A 14,843-nucleotide genomic window follows, 5' to 3' on the forward strand; every position below is an offset into this window, starting at 1 on the left:
CCGCCCCACCCGTTCCTGAACAACCCTTGGTGTTTCTCCGGGCGCCGATCCGCCCGCGCCGATTCACGGGGCCCGTTACCGCCTTGCCGCGCGTCCCGCGGTCCCCTGGGGAACGCAATGCCGGAATGCGCCGATGATTTGCACCGCCATGGTGCGCCGCCGGGGCGCGCTTGGACCGCCCGGGGCCCCCGGAAGATCTTTGGAATCGATTCCCGGCCGCCGCCCGCTCCGGGCGGGTCAGCGCCCTTCCGGCCCGGCGGGCGGCCCGGCGGGCGGCCCGGCCAGCGGACGGACGAGCAGCGCCACCGGGTCCCGCCCGACCCGCGTCACCACCACCGTCAGCTCGGCCCCGCCCCGCCGCCGGCGCCCGCCGAACCCCAGGTCGCGGCGCAGCTTGTCCACGTCCACGGCCGACCCGCGCTTCTTGACCGTCAGCACCCCGACGTCCCGCCGCCGCAGCTCCGCGCGCAGCCGCTTCACCGAGAACGGCAGCACGTCCTCGATCGCGTACCCGGACGCGAACGGCGTCGCGTGCGCCTCGTTCGACGTCACGTACGCGATGCGCGGGTCCGCGAGCCCGCCGCCGACCCGCTCCGCGACCTCCGCCACCAGGTGCGCCCGGATGACCGCGCCGTCCGGCTCGTACAGGTAGCGGCCCCACCCGCGGACGTCCGGGTCGCCGAGCCCGCGCGGCACCAGCGAGCCCGCCACCGCGCCGTCCCCGGCCAGCAGCGTCGCGCGCCGCGGGACGCCGCCCGCGAGCCCGCCGAGCCACAGCGCGGCCTCCTTCACGTCGCCGCCCACCGAGATCCACTCGGCCTCCGCGCCCGCCGGCACCGCCTCGTGCGGAATCCCCGGCGCGACCTTCACGCACGCGCCGCCCGTCCGTCCGGCCAGGTCGAGGACGGCGTCGAGCGGCGGCTCGTACGCGCGCGGGTCGAATACCCGGCCGCGCGCCGTGCGGCGCCCGGGATCGGCGAACACGGCCGCGTACCCGGCCGGGTCCTGCTCGACCGCGTCGCCCACCCGGACGGACGCGCGGTCGGCGACGCCGAGCGCGTCCACGTTCGCCTGCGCGACCTCCGCCGTCAGGGGGTCGAGCTCCACCCCGTCCCCGATGAGGCCCGCGCGCGCACGGGCGACCAGGTCGGCCCCGATGCCGCACCCCGGTTCCAGCACGCGCGCGCCCGGCAGCCGGTCCGCGAACCGTCCGGCCCGGTACGCGGCCACGCTCGCCCGGGTCGACTGTTCGAGCCCGGCCTCGGTGAAGAACATCCGCTCGGCGTCCGCGCCGAACTTGGCTTTCGCGCGTTCCCGCAGCCGGGCCTGCGTCAGCGCCGCCGCCACCAGATCGGGGTCGTGCGCCTCCCGCAGCCGCGCCGCCGTCGCGAGCAGCCCGCCCCCGCCGACGTCCGCCCCCGTCGCAGCCGCGAGGACGTCCTGACCGGAGGGGGCCAGCAGGCGGCGGAAGGAGACGGGGTCCATAGGGTGAAGTTAGCGCTCCGTGAACGTCGCGGAACCGTTGCCGGACGCTCGCCGCGGACGTTCGCGTTCGTGTTGACGAGCCACCGGGCACGGCATAGTTTCATGTCTGGCACTCTCCACGCTAGAGTGCCAACACAGCGACAAGGTCGGTCTGGCACCCGCGACGGCAGGCCGGTCCAGGGTCGCCTCTCTCTGTCACAGTTGCCGGTCGGCCGACCGTGGCCGGCCGAGGACCTATCGAAGGGGAGGTCAGATCGTGACGACCGCCACCAAGGTCACTCTCAAGCCGCTCGAGGACCGCATCGTCGTCCAGCCGCTCGAGGCCGAGACCACCACCGCGTCGGGCCTGGTGATTCCCGACACCGCCAAGGAGAAGCCCCAGGAGGGCACCGTCGTGGCCGTCGGCCCGGGCCGCGTCGACGACAAGGGCGACCGCGTCCCCGTCGACGTCAAGGTCGGCGAGGTCGTGCTCTACAGCAAGTACGGCGGCACCGAGGTCAAGTACAACAACGAGGAGTACCTCGTGCTCTCGGCCCGTGACGTGCTCGCGGTCATCGAGAAGTAATCAGCGAGACGTGATGCGCCCGCCCCGGTCCGCGCCGACTTCGGCGGGGCCGGGGCGGCCCGCGTGAAAGAGGAGAATCCGCATGGCGAAGATCCTGGAGTTCGACGAGGACGCTCGCCGGGCTCTTGAGCGCGGCGTCAACGCTCTCGCTGACGCCGTCAAGGTGACGATCGGCCCGCGCGGCCGCAACGTCGTCATCGACAAGAAGTTCGGCGCGCCGACGATCACCAACGACGGCGTCACCATCGCCCGCGAGGTGGAGCTGGAGGACCCCTACGAGAACCTGGGGGCCCAGCTCGCCAAGGAAGTGGCGACCAAGACCAACGACATCGCGGGCGACGGCACCACCACGGCGACCGTCCTCGCGCAGGCGCTGGTCCGGGAGGGCACCCGCAACGTCGCCGCCGGCGCGTCGCCGCTCGCCCTCAAGCGCGGCATGGACGCCGCCGCCCAGTTCGTCTCCGACCAGCTCCTGAAGGCGTCCCGCGAGGTCGGGACCAAGGAGGAGATCGCGCACGTCGCGACCATCTCCGCGCAGGACCCGCAGATCGGCGAGCTGATCGCCGAGGCGTTCGACAAGGTCGGCAAGGACGGCGTCATCACCGTCGAGGAGGCCCACACGATGGGCCTCGAGCTGGAGTTCACCGAGGGCCTCCAGTTCGACAAGGGCTACCTGTCCCCGCACATGGTCACCGACCCCGAGCGCATGGAGGCCGTCCTCGAGGACGCCTACGTGCTCATCGTGGACGGCAAGATCTCCAACGTGCAGGAGTTCCTGCCGCTGGCGGAGAAGGTCGCCCAGACCAAGAAGCCGCTGCTGGTCGTGGCCGAGGACGTCGAGGGCGAGGCCCTCGCGCTGCTCGTCGCCAACAAGATCCGCGGCACCTTCACCTCCGTCGCCGTCAAGGCGCCGGGCTTCGGCGACCGCCGCAAGGCGATGCTGGGCGACATGGCCACCCTGACCGGCGGCCAGGTCGTGTCCGAGGCCCTCGGCCTCAAGCTCGACTCGATCGACATCGACGACCTGGGCCGGGCGCGCCGGATCACCGTCACCAAGGACAACACCACCATCGTCGACGGTGAGGGGTCCGCGGACGAGATCAACGCGCGCGTCAACCAGATCAAGGTCGAGATCGAGAACAGCGACTCCGACTGGGACCGCGAGAAGCTGCAGGAGCGGCTGGCCAAGCTGGCCGGCGGCGTCTGCGTGCTGCGCGTCGGCGCCGCCACCGAGGTGGAGCTGAAGGAGAAGAAGCACCGTCTCGAGGACGCCATCTCCTCCAGCCGCGCCGGCATCGAGGAGGGCATGGTCTCCGGCGGCGGCAGCGCGCTGGTGCACGTCGCCAAGGAGGGCTTCGACGCCCTCGGCCTGTCCGGCGACGAGGCCGTCGGCGCCGAGGCGCTGCGCCGCTCGCTCGACGAGCCGCTCCGGTGGATCGCCGAGAACGCGGGCCAGGAGGGCTACGTCGTCGTCTCCAAGGTGCGCGACCTGCAGGCCGGCCACGGCTACAACGCCGCCACCGGCGAGTACGGCGACCTGGTCGCCCAGGGCGTCATCGACCCGGTGAAGGTCACCCGTTCGGCCGTCACCAACGCCGCCTCCATCGCGGGCATGCTGCTCACGACCGAGGCGCTCGTGGTCGACAAGCCGGAGGAGGAAGAGGAGCCCGCCGGCGGGCACGGCCACGGCCACGGCCACGGCCACTGATCAACGGCCACGGCGAAAGCGCACGTCGGACGGCGTGTCGCGCGCCGTCGAGGGGCCCTCGTCCGTACGGACGGGGGCCCTTCCGCGCATCCCCCGGCTCGGAACTGTGACCATTCCGTTGTACGAGACGGTGGCGACACGCCCGGCGGCGCTGGGCATCATGCTTGACGTGACCGAGGGAAGCCACGCCCGGACCATGGCCGCGAGCGCAGCCGAGCTCTCCGGGGGACCGCCGCCCCCGCCCCGCGACGTCCGCCGTGGAAGGCGGCGGACGGCGAAGCCCGACGACGGTGATCTCAAGGAACTGACCGCGCTGGCGGTCCAGGGCGACCCCGCCGCGATCGAGGTGCTGATCGCCGAGGTCCGCCCCATGATCGTCCGGTACTGCCGGGCGCGGCTCGGCCGCGTCTCCGGGCAGTACCACATCGCCGACGACGTGGCGCAGGAGGTGTGCATCGCCGTCCTGTCCGCGCTGCCCCGCTACCGGGACATGGGCCGCCCCTTCGCGTCCTTCGTCTTCGGCATCGCCGCGCACAAGATCGCGGACGCGCTGCGCAGCGCGGTCCGCGCGGCCGTGCCCACCGAGGACCTGCCGGACGGTCCGGACGACCGTCCCGGGCCCGAGGAGACGGTGGTGCGGCACATCGAGGCGCAGCGCGCCCGCGACCTGCTGACGCGGCTGCCCGAGCAGCAGCGCGAGCTGGTGCTGCTGCGCGTCGTGGCGGGTCTGTCGGCCGAGGAGACCGGTAATGTACTGGGCATGTCCGCGGGGGCGGTACGGGTCGCGCAGCACCGGGCGCTGGCCCGGCTTCGGGCGATGGCCAGAGAGGAGTCGATCGCTTGACGGAGCGGAGCCGCGGCGCCCCGAATCCGGCCGAGCCATCACGCCCCCACGACGCCCCCGCAGCGGGGGGCGGGCCATCGGCCCCCGCCGACCTGAGCGCGGTGCGCCGTACCGACGCCATCATCGACGCCATGGCGGCCCGGCGCGCTGCCGGCTCCGCTGACCGCGCCGCCCCGCCCGACGAGACCGACCCGGCCGTCCGGCTGCTGACCGCGCTGATCAGCGACGTCGAGGAACCGGCCCCGCCCGTCCCGGCGGGCCCCGGCCCGCGCCGCCGCGGGCCCCGCACCATCGTCGCGCTCGGCGTCGCGGGCGCCGTCCTCGCCAGCACCGGCGTCGCCGCGGCCGGCGGCGGCGTGTCGGACCGGTCGTCCGCGGTCGCGCCCCCGGTCCCCGGCGCCGCGGGCCCGGCCGATCCGCCGCGCGACGCCGACGACGCGGTCGCCGCCACCCACGCGCGTCCCGCGCCGCCCGACCCGCCGGTGCGGCGCCCGTCCGAGCCCGCCCGTCCGACCACGGCGGCGCCCGCGACGTCCGCGGCGCCCGACCGGGGCGTCCCCGAGCCCGTCGAGCGCGAGTTCAAAGAGCGGCTGGAGCGGTTCCTCGAGTCCCGCCCGGAGCCGGACGCGCGCCCGTCCCTGTCGCTGTCCCGCGAGGACGACGACCGCGACGGCGATGGCGACGCCGAGCCGCCCACGCTCCGCGAGCTGCGCGACCAGGCCCGCGAACGCTGGAAACGGTTCACCCGCGACTAGGCGGCGCGGGCTCGACCGCGCGCGTTTCGTGGGAGCGGCGTAGCCCGCGCCCAGACCTTTACGGCGACCCCTGGCTGCGCGCTGCGTCCCCTCCGTCGGCCGAATTGACCCATTTTTCTGGCGTGGGATTGCACCCTGTGGCCGGTCTCTTCGCTCCCTAGCCTCGTAACTGGACACGGAAGATCCAGAACCGTCCAGAATCGAGGCCGACCATGAACGACCTGCGCACCGCCGTCCGGGGCCGCGTCCTGCTCCCCGGCGACCCCGGCTTCGGCGCCGCCCGCCGCCCCTGGAACCTCGCCGTCGAGCAGCCCGCCGACGCCGTCGTCGAGGCCGCCGACGCCGACGACGTCGCCGCGCTCGTCCGGTACGCCCGCGCCACCGGGCGCACGATCACCACCCAGCCCGGCGGGCACGGCGCCACCGGCCGCACCGGCGGCGCGATCCTGCTGCGCACCGGACGCCTCGACGGCCTGCACGTCGACCCGTCCGCCCGCCGCGCCCGCGCCGGGGCCGGCGTCCAGTGGGGCCGCGTCCAGGCGGCCGCCGCGCCGCACGGCCTCACCGGCCTGCCCGGCAGCTCCCCCGTCGTCAGCGTCACCGGCTACACCCTCGGCGGCGGCCTCAGCTGGTTCGGCCGCGCGCACGGCTGGGCCGCCGACTCCGTCACCGCGTTCGACGTCGTCGACGCCGCGGGCACCGCCCGCCGCGTCACCGCCGGCGACGACCTCTTCTGGGCGCTGCGCGGCGGCGGCGGCGACTACGCGATCGTCACCGCCGTCGAGTTCGACCTGCACCCCGCCCCCGCCCTGTACGGCGGCCGGATGCTGTGGAGCGGCGACCGCGCCCCCGAGGTCCTCGCCGCCTACCGGGAGGTCACCGCCGCCGCGCCCGACCGGCTCACCGCCTGGCTCGACCTCCTGCACTTCCCCGGCTCCGACCCGCTCGTCGCCGTGGACGTCACCTACCTCGGCGACGAGGCCGAGGCCCGCGACCTGCTGCGCCCCCTCGACGCCGCCGGCGCCCCGCTGTCGGACGGCCGCCGCCCCATGACGCCGGCCGAACTCGGCCCGATCACCGCCGAACCCACCGACCCGGGCGCCGGGATCTCCCGCGGCGAACTCCTCACCGACCTCGACGACCTCGCCGCGAAGATCCTCCTGGAGCCGATCGCCCCGCTCATGAGCGTGCAGGTCCGGCACCTCGGCGGCGCGTTCGCCCGCCCGTCCGACGGCCCGCACGGCCCCCTGGACGAGCCCTACTCGCTCTACCTGTTCGGCGTGCCCGCCGGGCCCGGGTCGTCCGCCGCCGTCACCGCGAAGCAGCGCGACCTCGCCGAAGCGCTCGCCCCGCGCCTGTCCGGCCGCAAGCCCTTCACGTACCTGAACCCGGCGGAGACGGCCGCGGACGCCTTCGCCCCCGCGGCCCTCGCCCGCCTGCGGTCGGTCAAGCGGGCCCACGACCCCGAGGGGGTCTTCCGCAGCAACCACCCCGTCCTCCCGGAGTGACACGGGCCATGCGGCCGTCCGGTGGGGGCGGGGCCGGGGGGTCAGTCGTCGCGGCCCTCTTCGCTGTCGATGACGCCGTCGACGTAGCCGCGGGCGTACTCCCACGACACGTAGTCGACCGGGTCGGGGGAGAGGGCCGGCTCGTGGACGCGGGGAAGGCCCTCGTCGAGGAGGTGGCGCAGGTTGCCGTGCAGGAGTTCCCAGTCGATGTAGTGCGGCTTGCCGCAGTCGCCGCAGTCGACCGTGAGCCCGCGGACGCCCAGGGGTTCGAGGAGGGTGCGGAAGACTTCGAGGTCGGCGAGGTCGGCCAGGACGTCCTCGCGTTCGGTCACGCTGAGCGGGGCGGCGTCCTCGCCCGGGTCGCCGAGCGACGCCGCCGGGTCGTCCGGATCTCCGGCGAACGGGTCGAGCGGAGCGTCGTCGTGCACACTCCCACGCTACTGGTAGAGGCCCGGTGAGGTGCACCCCCCGGCGGGCGGTGCGTCGAAACGGTCGCGTGGCGGGGCGGTACGCGGGGGAATGTCGGTGCGGGGCGCGGTTGTTGTGCGGTGTCATCAAGCCCACTCGGGGACCGTCCCCAACCGCCCCTCGCGGCGCGGACGCACGCCCTACCATGGGTACAGGGTCGCCCTGACCTGGCCGGACACCGCCACCACGATCGGAAGGTCGCAATGAACCCCGCCGCCGAGCCCGCCAAGTTCCTCCCCCAGGGCCTCACCTTCGACGACGTCCTGCTCCTCCCCGGGTACTCCGACCTGCAGCCGGGCGAGGCCGACACGACGACGCGGCTGACCCGGGAGATCTCGCTGCGCATCCCCCTGCTGTCGGCGGCGATGGACACGGTGACCGAGGCCCGGACGGCGGTCGCGATGGCGCGGCAGGGCGGCATCGGGGTGCTGCACCGCAACATGCCGATCGAGGAGCAGGCCGACCAGGCCGACCGGGTGAAGCGGTCCGAGGCCGGGATGATCACCAAGCCGGTGACGTGCCTGCCGGACGCCACGCTCGCCGACGTCGAGGAGCTGTGCGCCCGCTACCGGATCTCCGGGGTGCCGGTCACCGACGTGCGGGGCGTGCTGGTCGGCATCGTCACCAACCGGGACATGCGCTTCGAGTCCGACCCGTCGCGCCCGGTGCGCGAGGTCATGACGGCGATGCCGCTGGTCACCGCGCCGGTGGACGTGACGCGGGACGAGGCGTTCGCGCTGCTCGCGGGCAACAAGGTCGAGAAGCTGCCGCTGGTCGACGGCGACGGCCGGCTCAAGGGCCTGATCACCACCAAGGACTTCACCAAGAGCGAGAAGTACCCCCACTCGACCAAGGACGCGGACGGGCGCCTGCTGGTGGCGGCGGCCGTGGGCGTGGGCGAGGACGCGGTGACGCGGGCGCGGGCGCTCATCGAGGCGGGCACGGACGTGGTCATCGTCGACACCGCGCACGGGCACTCCAAGGGCGTCGCGGACACGATCGCGGCGATCAAGGGCGGCTCGCGGGTGCAGGTCGTCGGCGGCAACGTCGCGACGTACGCGGGCGCGAAGCTGCTGGTCGAGGCCGGGGCGGACGCCGTCAAGGTGGGCGTCGGGCCGGGCTCGATCTGCACCACGCGGATCATCGCGGGCGTCGGCGTCCCGCAGCTCACGGCGATCTCCGAGGCGGCGCGGGCGGCGAAGGAGGCGGGCGTCCCGGTGATCGGGGACGGCGGCATCCAGTACTCCGGCGACATCGCGAAGGCGATCGTCGCGGGCGCCGACACGGTGATGCTCGGCAGCCTGCTGGCGGGCATCGAGGAGTCGCCCGGCGAGCTGATCTTCGTGCACGGCAAGCAGTACAAGTCGTACCGGGGCATGGGGTCGCTCGGCGCGATGCGCAACCGGGAGCGGGGCGGCTCGTTCTCCAAGGACCGGTACGCGCAGGCCGACGTGAGCAGCGAGGAGAAGCTGATCCCGGAGGGCGTCGAGGGGCAGGTGCCGTACCGGGGGCCGCTCGCGAACGTCGCGCACCAGCTCGTCGGCGGGCTGCACCAGTCGATGTGGTACGCCGGGACCCGGACGATCCCCGAGCTGCAGGAACGCGGGCAGCTCATGCGGATCAGCCCGGCGGGGCTGCGGGAGAGCCACCCGCACGACATCCAGATGACGGTCGAGGCGCCGAACTACCAGGGGCGCTGACCCCCCAGGGGGCGTCCTGGCCCTGTCCTGGGCTGACGTAAGCTCTTCCGGGGCTTGTTTCCGCAGCGCGCGGGAACGCCCCGGACGTCCCGTGACCAGAGGAAGGGCGCAGTGGCCGCAGACGTGGAGATCGGCGCCGGCAAGAGCGGCCGGCGGGCGTACGCCTTCGACGACATCGGCATCGTGCCGTCCCGCCGGACGCGCGATCCGGAGGAGGTCAGCGTCGCCTGGCAGATCGACGCCTACCGGTTCGAGATGCCGCTGGTCGTGGCGCCGATGGACAGCGTCGTCAGCCCGGCCACCGCGATCGCGGTGGGGCGGCTCGGCGGGCTCGCCGTGCTCGACCTCGAAGGGCTGTGGACGCGGTACGAGAACCCGGAGCCGCTGCTCGCCGAGATCGCGTCGCTGGACGACGCCCGCGCGACCCGGCGGCTCCAGGACATCTACAACGAGCCGATCAAGGCGGAGCTGATCGGCCGCCGGATCGAGGAGGTCCGGGAGGCCGGGGTGACGGTCGCGGCGCGGCTGTCGCCGCAGCGCACCGCGCAGTTCCACCGGACGGTCATCGACGCGGGCGTCGACCTGTTCGTCATCCGCGGCACCACGGTGTCGGCGGAGCACGTGTCGGGGCGCGCGGAGCCGCTGAACCTCAAGCAGTTCATCTACGACCTGGACGTCCCGGTCATCGTGGGCGGCTGCTCCACGTACACGGCGGCGCTGCACCTGATGCGGACGGGCGCCGCGGGCGTCCTCGTGGGGTTCGGCGGCGGGTCGGGGCACACGACCCGAACCGTGCTGGGCGTGGCGGTGCCGATGGCGACGGCCGTCGCGGACGTGGCGGCGGCGCGGCGCGACTACCTGGACGAGTCGGGCGGCCGGTACGTGCACGTGATCGCGGACGGCGGCATGGTGAACAGCGGCGACATCGCGAAGGCGTTCGCGTGCGGTTCGGACGCGGTGATGGTGGGCTCGCCGTTCGCGCGGGCCACCGAGGCGCCGGGGCGCGGCTACCACTGGGGCAGCGAGGCGCACCACCCGGACATCCCGCGCGGCACCCGGCTGGAGGTCGGGACGATCGGGACGATGGAGCAGATCCTGCACGGCCCGTCGCACGTCGCGGACGGGTCGATGAACCTGATCGGGGCGCTGCGGCGCGCGATGGCGACGTCCGGGTACACGGAGCTGAAGGAGTTCCAGCGGGTGCAGGTGGTCGTGGCGCCGCGCCGCGGCGACTGAGCCGGGTACTTTCCGGAAGCCCCGGGCCCGTGCGGGTCCGGGGCTTCCGCGCGTCCGGCGATCTGAGACCAGACACACCAGGGGAATCGGCCGATTCCGGGGTAGGTCCGTACCTACTGTGGGGTAGGTACTTGGCGTAGTCGATCCGTGTGTGGGGGGAATGTGCGATGACGGGATCACCGGTGACCGGCCTGGGCAGTTCGCGGCTGGGGCCCGCCGAGCGGGCCGCCGCCCTCGACCGCATGGCGCGCGAGGAATTCGACGTGGTGGTGGTCGGCGGCGGCATCGTGGGCGCCGGGGCGGCGCTGGACGCGGCGACGCGGGGGCTGTCGGTCGCGGTGGTCGAGGCGCGCGACTTCGCGTCGGGGACGTCGTCGCGGTCGTCGAAGCTGATCCACGGGGGATTGCGGTACCTGGAGCAGTACAACTTCGACCTGGTCCGCGAGGCGCTGACCGAGCGCGGCCTGCTCCTGCAGATCATCGCGCCGCACCTGGTGCGGCCCGTCCCGTTCCTCCTGCCGACGACCCACCGCGCGTGGGAGCGGGCGTACATCGGGGCGGGCGTGGCGCTGTACGACGCGCTCGCGTTCCAGATGGGCAGCACGCGGGGCGTCCCGCACCACCGGCACCTGACCCGGAAGGGCGCGCTGCGGCTGGCGCCCTCGCTGCGCAAGGACTCGTTCACCGGGGCGATCCAGCTGTGGGACGCGCAGGTGGACGACGCCCGGTTCGTCATGACGGCGCTGCGGACGGCCGCGGAGTACGGGGCGCAGATCGCGTCGCGCGTCCAGTGCGTCGGGTTCCTGCGGGAGGGGGAGCGCGTCACCGGGCTGCGGGTCCGCGACCTGGAGGCGAACACGACGGCGGAGGTCCGCGCGAAGCAGGTCGTGAACGCGACCGGGGTGTGGACGGACGACATCCAGGAGCTGGTGGGCGGCCGCGGGCAGATCCACGTGAAGGCGTCCAAGGGCATCCACCTGGTGGTGCCGAAGGACCGCATCCACTCGTCCACGGGCATCCTGCTGCGCACGGAGAAGTCGGTGCTGTTCGTGATCCCGTGGGGGCGGCACTGGATCATCGGGACGACCGACACCGCGTGGGACCTCGACAAGGCGCACCCGGCGGCGTCCCAGGCCGACATCGACTACGTGCTCGAACACGTCAACTCCGTCCTGACCACACCGCTCACGCATGACGACGTGGAGGGCGTGTACGCGGGTCTGCGCCCGCTGCTGACGGGGGAGACGGACGAGACGTCGAAGCTGTCGCGCGAGCACGTGGTGGCGCACCCGGTGCCGGGGCTGGTCCTGGTCGCGGGCGGGAAGTACACGACGTACCGGGTGATGGCGAAGGACGCGATCGACGCGGTGGCGCACGGGCTGGACGGCAAGGTCGCCGAGTCGTGCACGGACCGGATCCCGCTCGTCGGCGGCGACGGCTTCCAGGCGATGTGGAACGCGCGGCACCGGCTGGCGAGCCGGTCGGGCCTGCACGTGGCGCGGATCGAGCACCTGCTGCGCCGGTACGGCACGCTGGTGGACGACCTGCTGCGGCTGATCGCGGAGAAGCCCGACCTGGGCAAGCCGCTGGCGGGCGCGGACGACTACCTGCGCGCGGAGGTCGTCTACGCCGCGTCGCACGAGGGCGCCCGGCACCTCAACGACGTCCTGGCGCGGCGGACCCGGATCTCGATCGAGACGTGGGACCGCGGTGTCGGCGTCGCGCAGGAGGCCGCCGACCTGCTGGCGCCGGTGCTCGGCTGGTCGAAGAAGCAGCGCGACCGGGAGATCGAGTACTACCGCAAGCGGGTGGAGGCGGAGCGCGCCTCGCAGACGCAGGTCGACGACCAGGAGGCCGACGCGCACCGCCGCGGCGCGCCCGACATCGTCCCGACCGCCACCCCGTAACCGGGCGCCGGCCGGTGCTCGCCCGTCCGTGCTCGCCGGTCAGTGCTCGCCGGCCGGTGCTCGCCCGTCCGTGCTCGCCGGCCAGTGCTCGCAGGTCCGTGCTCGCCGGTCAGTGCGCGTCCGTCAGTGCGCCGGTGCTCTCCGCCGCGTCCGGGCGGACGAGCGCGCGGGCGGCGTCGTAGAGGCCGGCGGGCACCCGGGCCGGGTCGAGGAGGTGCTGGAACGCGAGGCCGACGTCGAGCGCGACGGCGAGCGCGGCGCGGTCGTCCGGGGCGATGCCGTCGCGTTCGGGCAGGTCGCGGGCCAGCCGGGCGCGGCGCTCGGCGTACCAGTCGGCGATCCGCCAGCCGGCGGCGTAGTCGCGCATGCCGTAGAGCCAGAACTCGACGAGGAGGAGGGCGATGCGGCGGGCGCCGTCCGGCGGTTCGGGGGACGGGCGGACGCGCCCGGCGCGGCCGCCCGCGTCCGGTTCGGGCAGGGCGGGCCGGGCGGCGTCGGGGGCGAGGTCGTCGCGCAGCTCGGTGCCGAGGCGGTCGCTGGTGAAGCGTTCCAGCAGGGCGAGCAGCAGGTCGGTCTTGCCGGTGAAGTTCGAGTAGACGGCGCCCTTGGTGAGCCCGGCGGCCGCGGCGACGTCGTCGAGGGACGCGCCGTGGATGCCGCGCTCGGCCCACAGGCGCTCGGCGGCGGCGAGGAGGGCGTCGCGGGTCTGCTCGCGGCGCTCGCGCCGGGCGGCGGGGCCGCCGCCGGCCCGGTGCCGCGGGGCGCCGTTCGCGGCGTCCGCGGACGGGTCGTCGCCGTGGGCGTCGGTCATGGGGGGTTCCCTTCGCGTGGGGGGGCGCGTCGGCTCTATCTGTTCTGTCGGCTCTATCGGTTCTGTCCGTGCCGTCTCCGCCGCTTCGTGCCAGTCGGCTCTGGCTTCGTCGGCGCCGCCTTTTCGGAATACACCGGTCGAGCATGGTCAGTCCGGGAGTTGCGGAAGTCCGCGCCGGTTGGAACGGTCCGTTCGGGTGGGCGCCGCGTGAAATCGCCGTTACTTGCGGGTAGCAAAAATGGCCGGGCGGTCATACCCTCTTCTGCATGGCATCTCCGACGGTCCGTGCCGACGGTGCGGCGGCGCACGAACTCCCCTCGAACCTCCTCGACCGGCTGGTCGCGCGCGTGGCGTCGGACGGCGCCGAGTCCGCGACGATCCCGGCCCCCTTCACCGGCAAGCCGCTGGCGACCGTCCCGCTGTCCACGGCCGGCGACGTCCGCCGCGCGCACGAGCGGGCCCGCGCCGCCCAGCGGGCGTGGGCGGCGCTGCCCGTCCGCGAGCGGGTCAAGCCGTTCCTGCGGCTCGCGGACGCGCTGGTGGCGCGGCGGGAGGAGATCCTCGACGTCATCCAGCTCGAGACCGGGAAGGCCCGGCGGCACGCGCTGGAGGAGTTCCTCGACGTGGCGCTGTGCTCGCTGTACTACGCCCGGCGCGCCGGGAAGCTGCTGAAGCCGCAGCGCAGGCAGGGCATGATGCCGGGGCTGACCCGCGTCCAGGAGCTGCGGCACCCGAAGGGCGTCGTCGCGCTGATCGCCCCCTGGAACTACCCGTTCGCGCTCGGCGCCAGCGACATCGCGCCCGCGATCATGGCGGGCAACGCGGTCGTCCACAAGCCCGACACCCAGACGTGCCTGTCCAGCCTGTGGGTGCTCGACCTGCTGGTCGAGCTGGGGCTGCCGGAGGACGTGTGGCAGATCGTCGTCGGCGACCCGGCGGAGATCGGCGACCCGCTGATCGGCGAGGCCGACTACGTGTCGTTCACCGGCTCCACCCGCGGCGGCACGGCCATCGCGGAGAAGGTCGCGCCGCGCCTGGTCGGGTACTCGCTGGAGCTCGGCGGCAAGAACCCGATGATCGTCAGGGCGGACGCCGACGTCGAGCGGACCGCGCGCGGCGCCCTCCGGGCCTGCTTCACCAACGCGGGCCAGCTGTGCATCTCCATCGAGCGCATGTACGTGCACGAGGACGTGTACGACCGGTTCGTCCCGCGGCTCGCCGAACTCGTGTCGGCCATGAAGCTCGGCACCGGGCTCGACTTCGACGCCGAGATGGGCTCCCTCACCCACGAGCGGCAGCTCGCGGCCGTCACCCGGCACGTCGACCAGGCCGTCGAGGCGGGCGCGACCGTCCTCGCGGGCGGGAAGGCCCGGCCGGACGTCGGCCCCCTGTTCTTCGAGCCCACGCTGCTCACCGACGTCACCACCGACATGGACCTGTGCGCGAACGAGACGTTCGGCCCGGTCGTGTCGATCTACAAGTACCGGGACGAGGACGAGGTCGTCGAGCGCGCCAACGACACCCCGTACGGGCTCAACGCGTCGATCTGGACGAAGGACGTCGCCGCGGGCCGCCGCCTCGCCGCCCGGATCCAGGCCGGCACCGTCAACATCAACGACGGGTACGGCGCCGCCTACGCGTCCTACGACTCGCCGATGGGCGGCATGAAGCAGTCCGGGGTCGGCCGCCGGCACGGCGCCGAGGGCCTGCTCAAGTTCACCGAGGTCCAGACGGTCGCCAGCCAGCACTACATGGACCTCGAACCGCCCGGAAGCATCGGCTACGACACCTTCGCCGGGTTCATGGCGAACGGGATCAAGCTGATGAAGAAGTTCCGGATCAAGTAAGGGCCACGA

General features: G+C 73.8%; 12 protein-coding genes. 9 read left to right on the top strand and 3 right to left on the bottom strand.

Features of this window, described 5'->3' with window-relative positions; genetic code table 11:
- Positions 1-237: 237 nt before the first annotated feature.
- Positions 238-1,485, bottom strand: coding sequence for a class I SAM-dependent methyltransferase (locus H505_RS0117085; RefSeq protein ID WP_026402969.1), 1,248 nt, complete (start codon positions 1,483-1,485; stop codon positions 238-240).
- Between the two features lie 256 nt (positions 1,486-1,741).
- On the opposite strand from H505_RS0117085, the gene groES reads away from it, so the two are divergent.
- From groES to H505_RS0117110, 5 genes are all read left to right on the top strand, one after another.
- A complete protein-coding gene (groES, locus tag H505_RS0117090; RefSeq protein WP_026402970.1) occupies positions 1,742-2,050 on the top strand; it encodes a co-chaperone GroES in 309 nt (102 codons plus the stop codon).
- 82 nt (positions 2,051-2,132) lie between these two features.
- Positions 2,133-3,758, top strand: coding sequence for a chaperonin GroEL (groL, locus tag H505_RS0117095; protein WP_026402971.1), 1,626 nt, complete (start codon positions 2,133-2,135; stop codon positions 3,756-3,758).
- Positions 3,759-3,954: 196 nt separating this feature from the next.
- Positions 3,955-4,602 carry a sigma-70 family RNA polymerase sigma factor gene (locus tag H505_RS42435; protein WP_425248258.1) on the top strand — a complete coding sequence of 216 codons (648 nt, stop codon included), beginning with the start codon at positions 3,955-3,957 and terminating at the stop codon, positions 4,600-4,602.
- A gap of 101 nt (positions 4,603-4,703) precedes the next feature.
- Positions 4,704-5,357 (top strand): hypothetical protein, encoded by a 654-nt coding sequence (locus H505_RS0117105; RefSeq protein ID WP_026402972.1) that lies wholly within the window; start codon positions 4,704-4,706, stop codon positions 5,355-5,357.
- A gap of 212 nt (positions 5,358-5,569) precedes the next feature.
- Positions 5,570-6,865 (top strand): FAD-binding oxidoreductase, encoded by a 1,296-nt coding sequence (locus tag H505_RS0117110; protein ID WP_026402973.1) that lies wholly within the window; start codon positions 5,570-5,572, stop codon positions 6,863-6,865.
- A gap of 41 nt (positions 6,866-6,906) precedes the next feature.
- Here the strand turns inward: H505_RS0117110 and H505_RS0117115 are convergent, their stop codons facing one another.
- Entirely contained in the window at positions 6,907-7,293 is a 387-nt protein-coding gene (locus H505_RS0117115) for a DUF5319 domain-containing protein (protein WP_026402974.1), read from the bottom strand.
- A 243-nt stretch (positions 7,294-7,536) separates the two neighbouring features.
- Here H505_RS0117115 and guaB point away from each other — a divergent pair, with 243 nt between their 5' ends.
- The 3 genes from guaB to glpD all read left to right on the top strand — a co-directional run bounded on the left by guaB (position 7,537) and on the right by glpD (position 12,176).
- Complete coding sequence (gene guaB / locus H505_RS0117120; protein WP_026402975.1) at positions 7,537-9,033, top strand: IMP dehydrogenase; 1,497 nt, start codon at positions 7,537-7,539, stop codon at positions 9,031-9,033.
- Positions 9,034-9,156: 123 nt separating this feature from the next.
- A complete protein-coding gene (locus tag H505_RS0117125; protein WP_026402976.1) occupies positions 9,157-10,269 on the top strand; it encodes a GuaB3 family IMP dehydrogenase-related protein in 1,113 nt (370 codons plus the stop codon).
- Between the two features lie 167 nt (positions 10,270-10,436).
- Positions 10,437-12,176, top strand: coding sequence for a glycerol-3-phosphate dehydrogenase (glpD, locus tag H505_RS0117130; protein ID WP_034518355.1), 1,740 nt, complete (start codon positions 10,437-10,439; stop codon positions 12,174-12,176).
- Positions 12,177-12,285: 109 nt separating this feature from the next.
- Here the strand turns inward: glpD and H505_RS42440 are convergent, their stop codons facing one another.
- Positions 12,286-12,987, bottom strand: coding sequence for a TetR/AcrR family transcriptional regulator (locus H505_RS42440; RefSeq protein ID WP_051300801.1), 702 nt, complete (start codon positions 12,985-12,987; stop codon positions 12,286-12,288).
- A 266-nt stretch (positions 12,988-13,253) separates the two neighbouring features.
- On the opposite strand from H505_RS42440, the gene H505_RS0117140 reads away from it, so the two are divergent.
- Positions 13,254-14,834 (top strand): succinic semialdehyde dehydrogenase, encoded by a 1,581-nt coding sequence (locus H505_RS0117140; RefSeq protein WP_026402978.1) that lies wholly within the window; start codon positions 13,254-13,256, stop codon positions 14,832-14,834.
- Positions 14,835-14,843: the final 9 nt, after the last annotated feature.

Source organism: Actinomadura rifamycini DSM 43936, from assembly GCF_000425065.1.
GTDB lineage: Bacteria > Actinomycetota > Actinomycetes > Streptosporangiales > Streptosporangiaceae > Spirillospora > Spirillospora rifamycini.

Excerpts from the sequence above, each read along its gene's own strand:
- glpD (WP_034518355.1), top strand. The coding sequence starts at position 10,437 with ATGACGGGATCACCGGTGACCGGCCTGGGCAGTTCGCGGCTGGGGCCC.
- H505_RS0117140 (WP_026402978.1), top strand. The coding sequence starts at position 13,254 with ATGGCATCTCCGACGGTCCGTGCCGACGGTGCGGCGGCGCACGAACTC.
- H505_RS42435 (WP_425248258.1), top strand. The coding sequence starts at position 3,955 with ATGGCCGCGAGCGCAGCCGAGCTCTCCGGGGGACCGCCGCCCCCGCCC.
- H505_RS42440 (WP_051300801.1), bottom strand. The coding sequence starts at position 12,987 with ATGACCGACGCCCACGGCGACGACCCGTCCGCGGACGCCGCGAACGGC.
- H505_RS0117085 (WP_026402969.1), bottom strand. The coding sequence starts at position 1,485 with ATGGACCCCGTCTCCTTCCGCCGCCTGCTGGCCCCCTCCGGTCAGGAC.
- H505_RS0117110 (WP_026402973.1), top strand. The coding sequence starts at position 5,570 with ATGAACGACCTGCGCACCGCCGTCCGGGGCCGCGTCCTGCTCCCCGGC.
- groL (WP_026402971.1), top strand. The coding sequence starts at position 2,133 with ATGGCGAAGATCCTGGAGTTCGACGAGGACGCTCGCCGGGCTCTTGAG.
- guaB (WP_026402975.1), top strand. The coding sequence starts at position 7,537 with ATGAACCCCGCCGCCGAGCCCGCCAAGTTCCTCCCCCAGGGCCTCACC.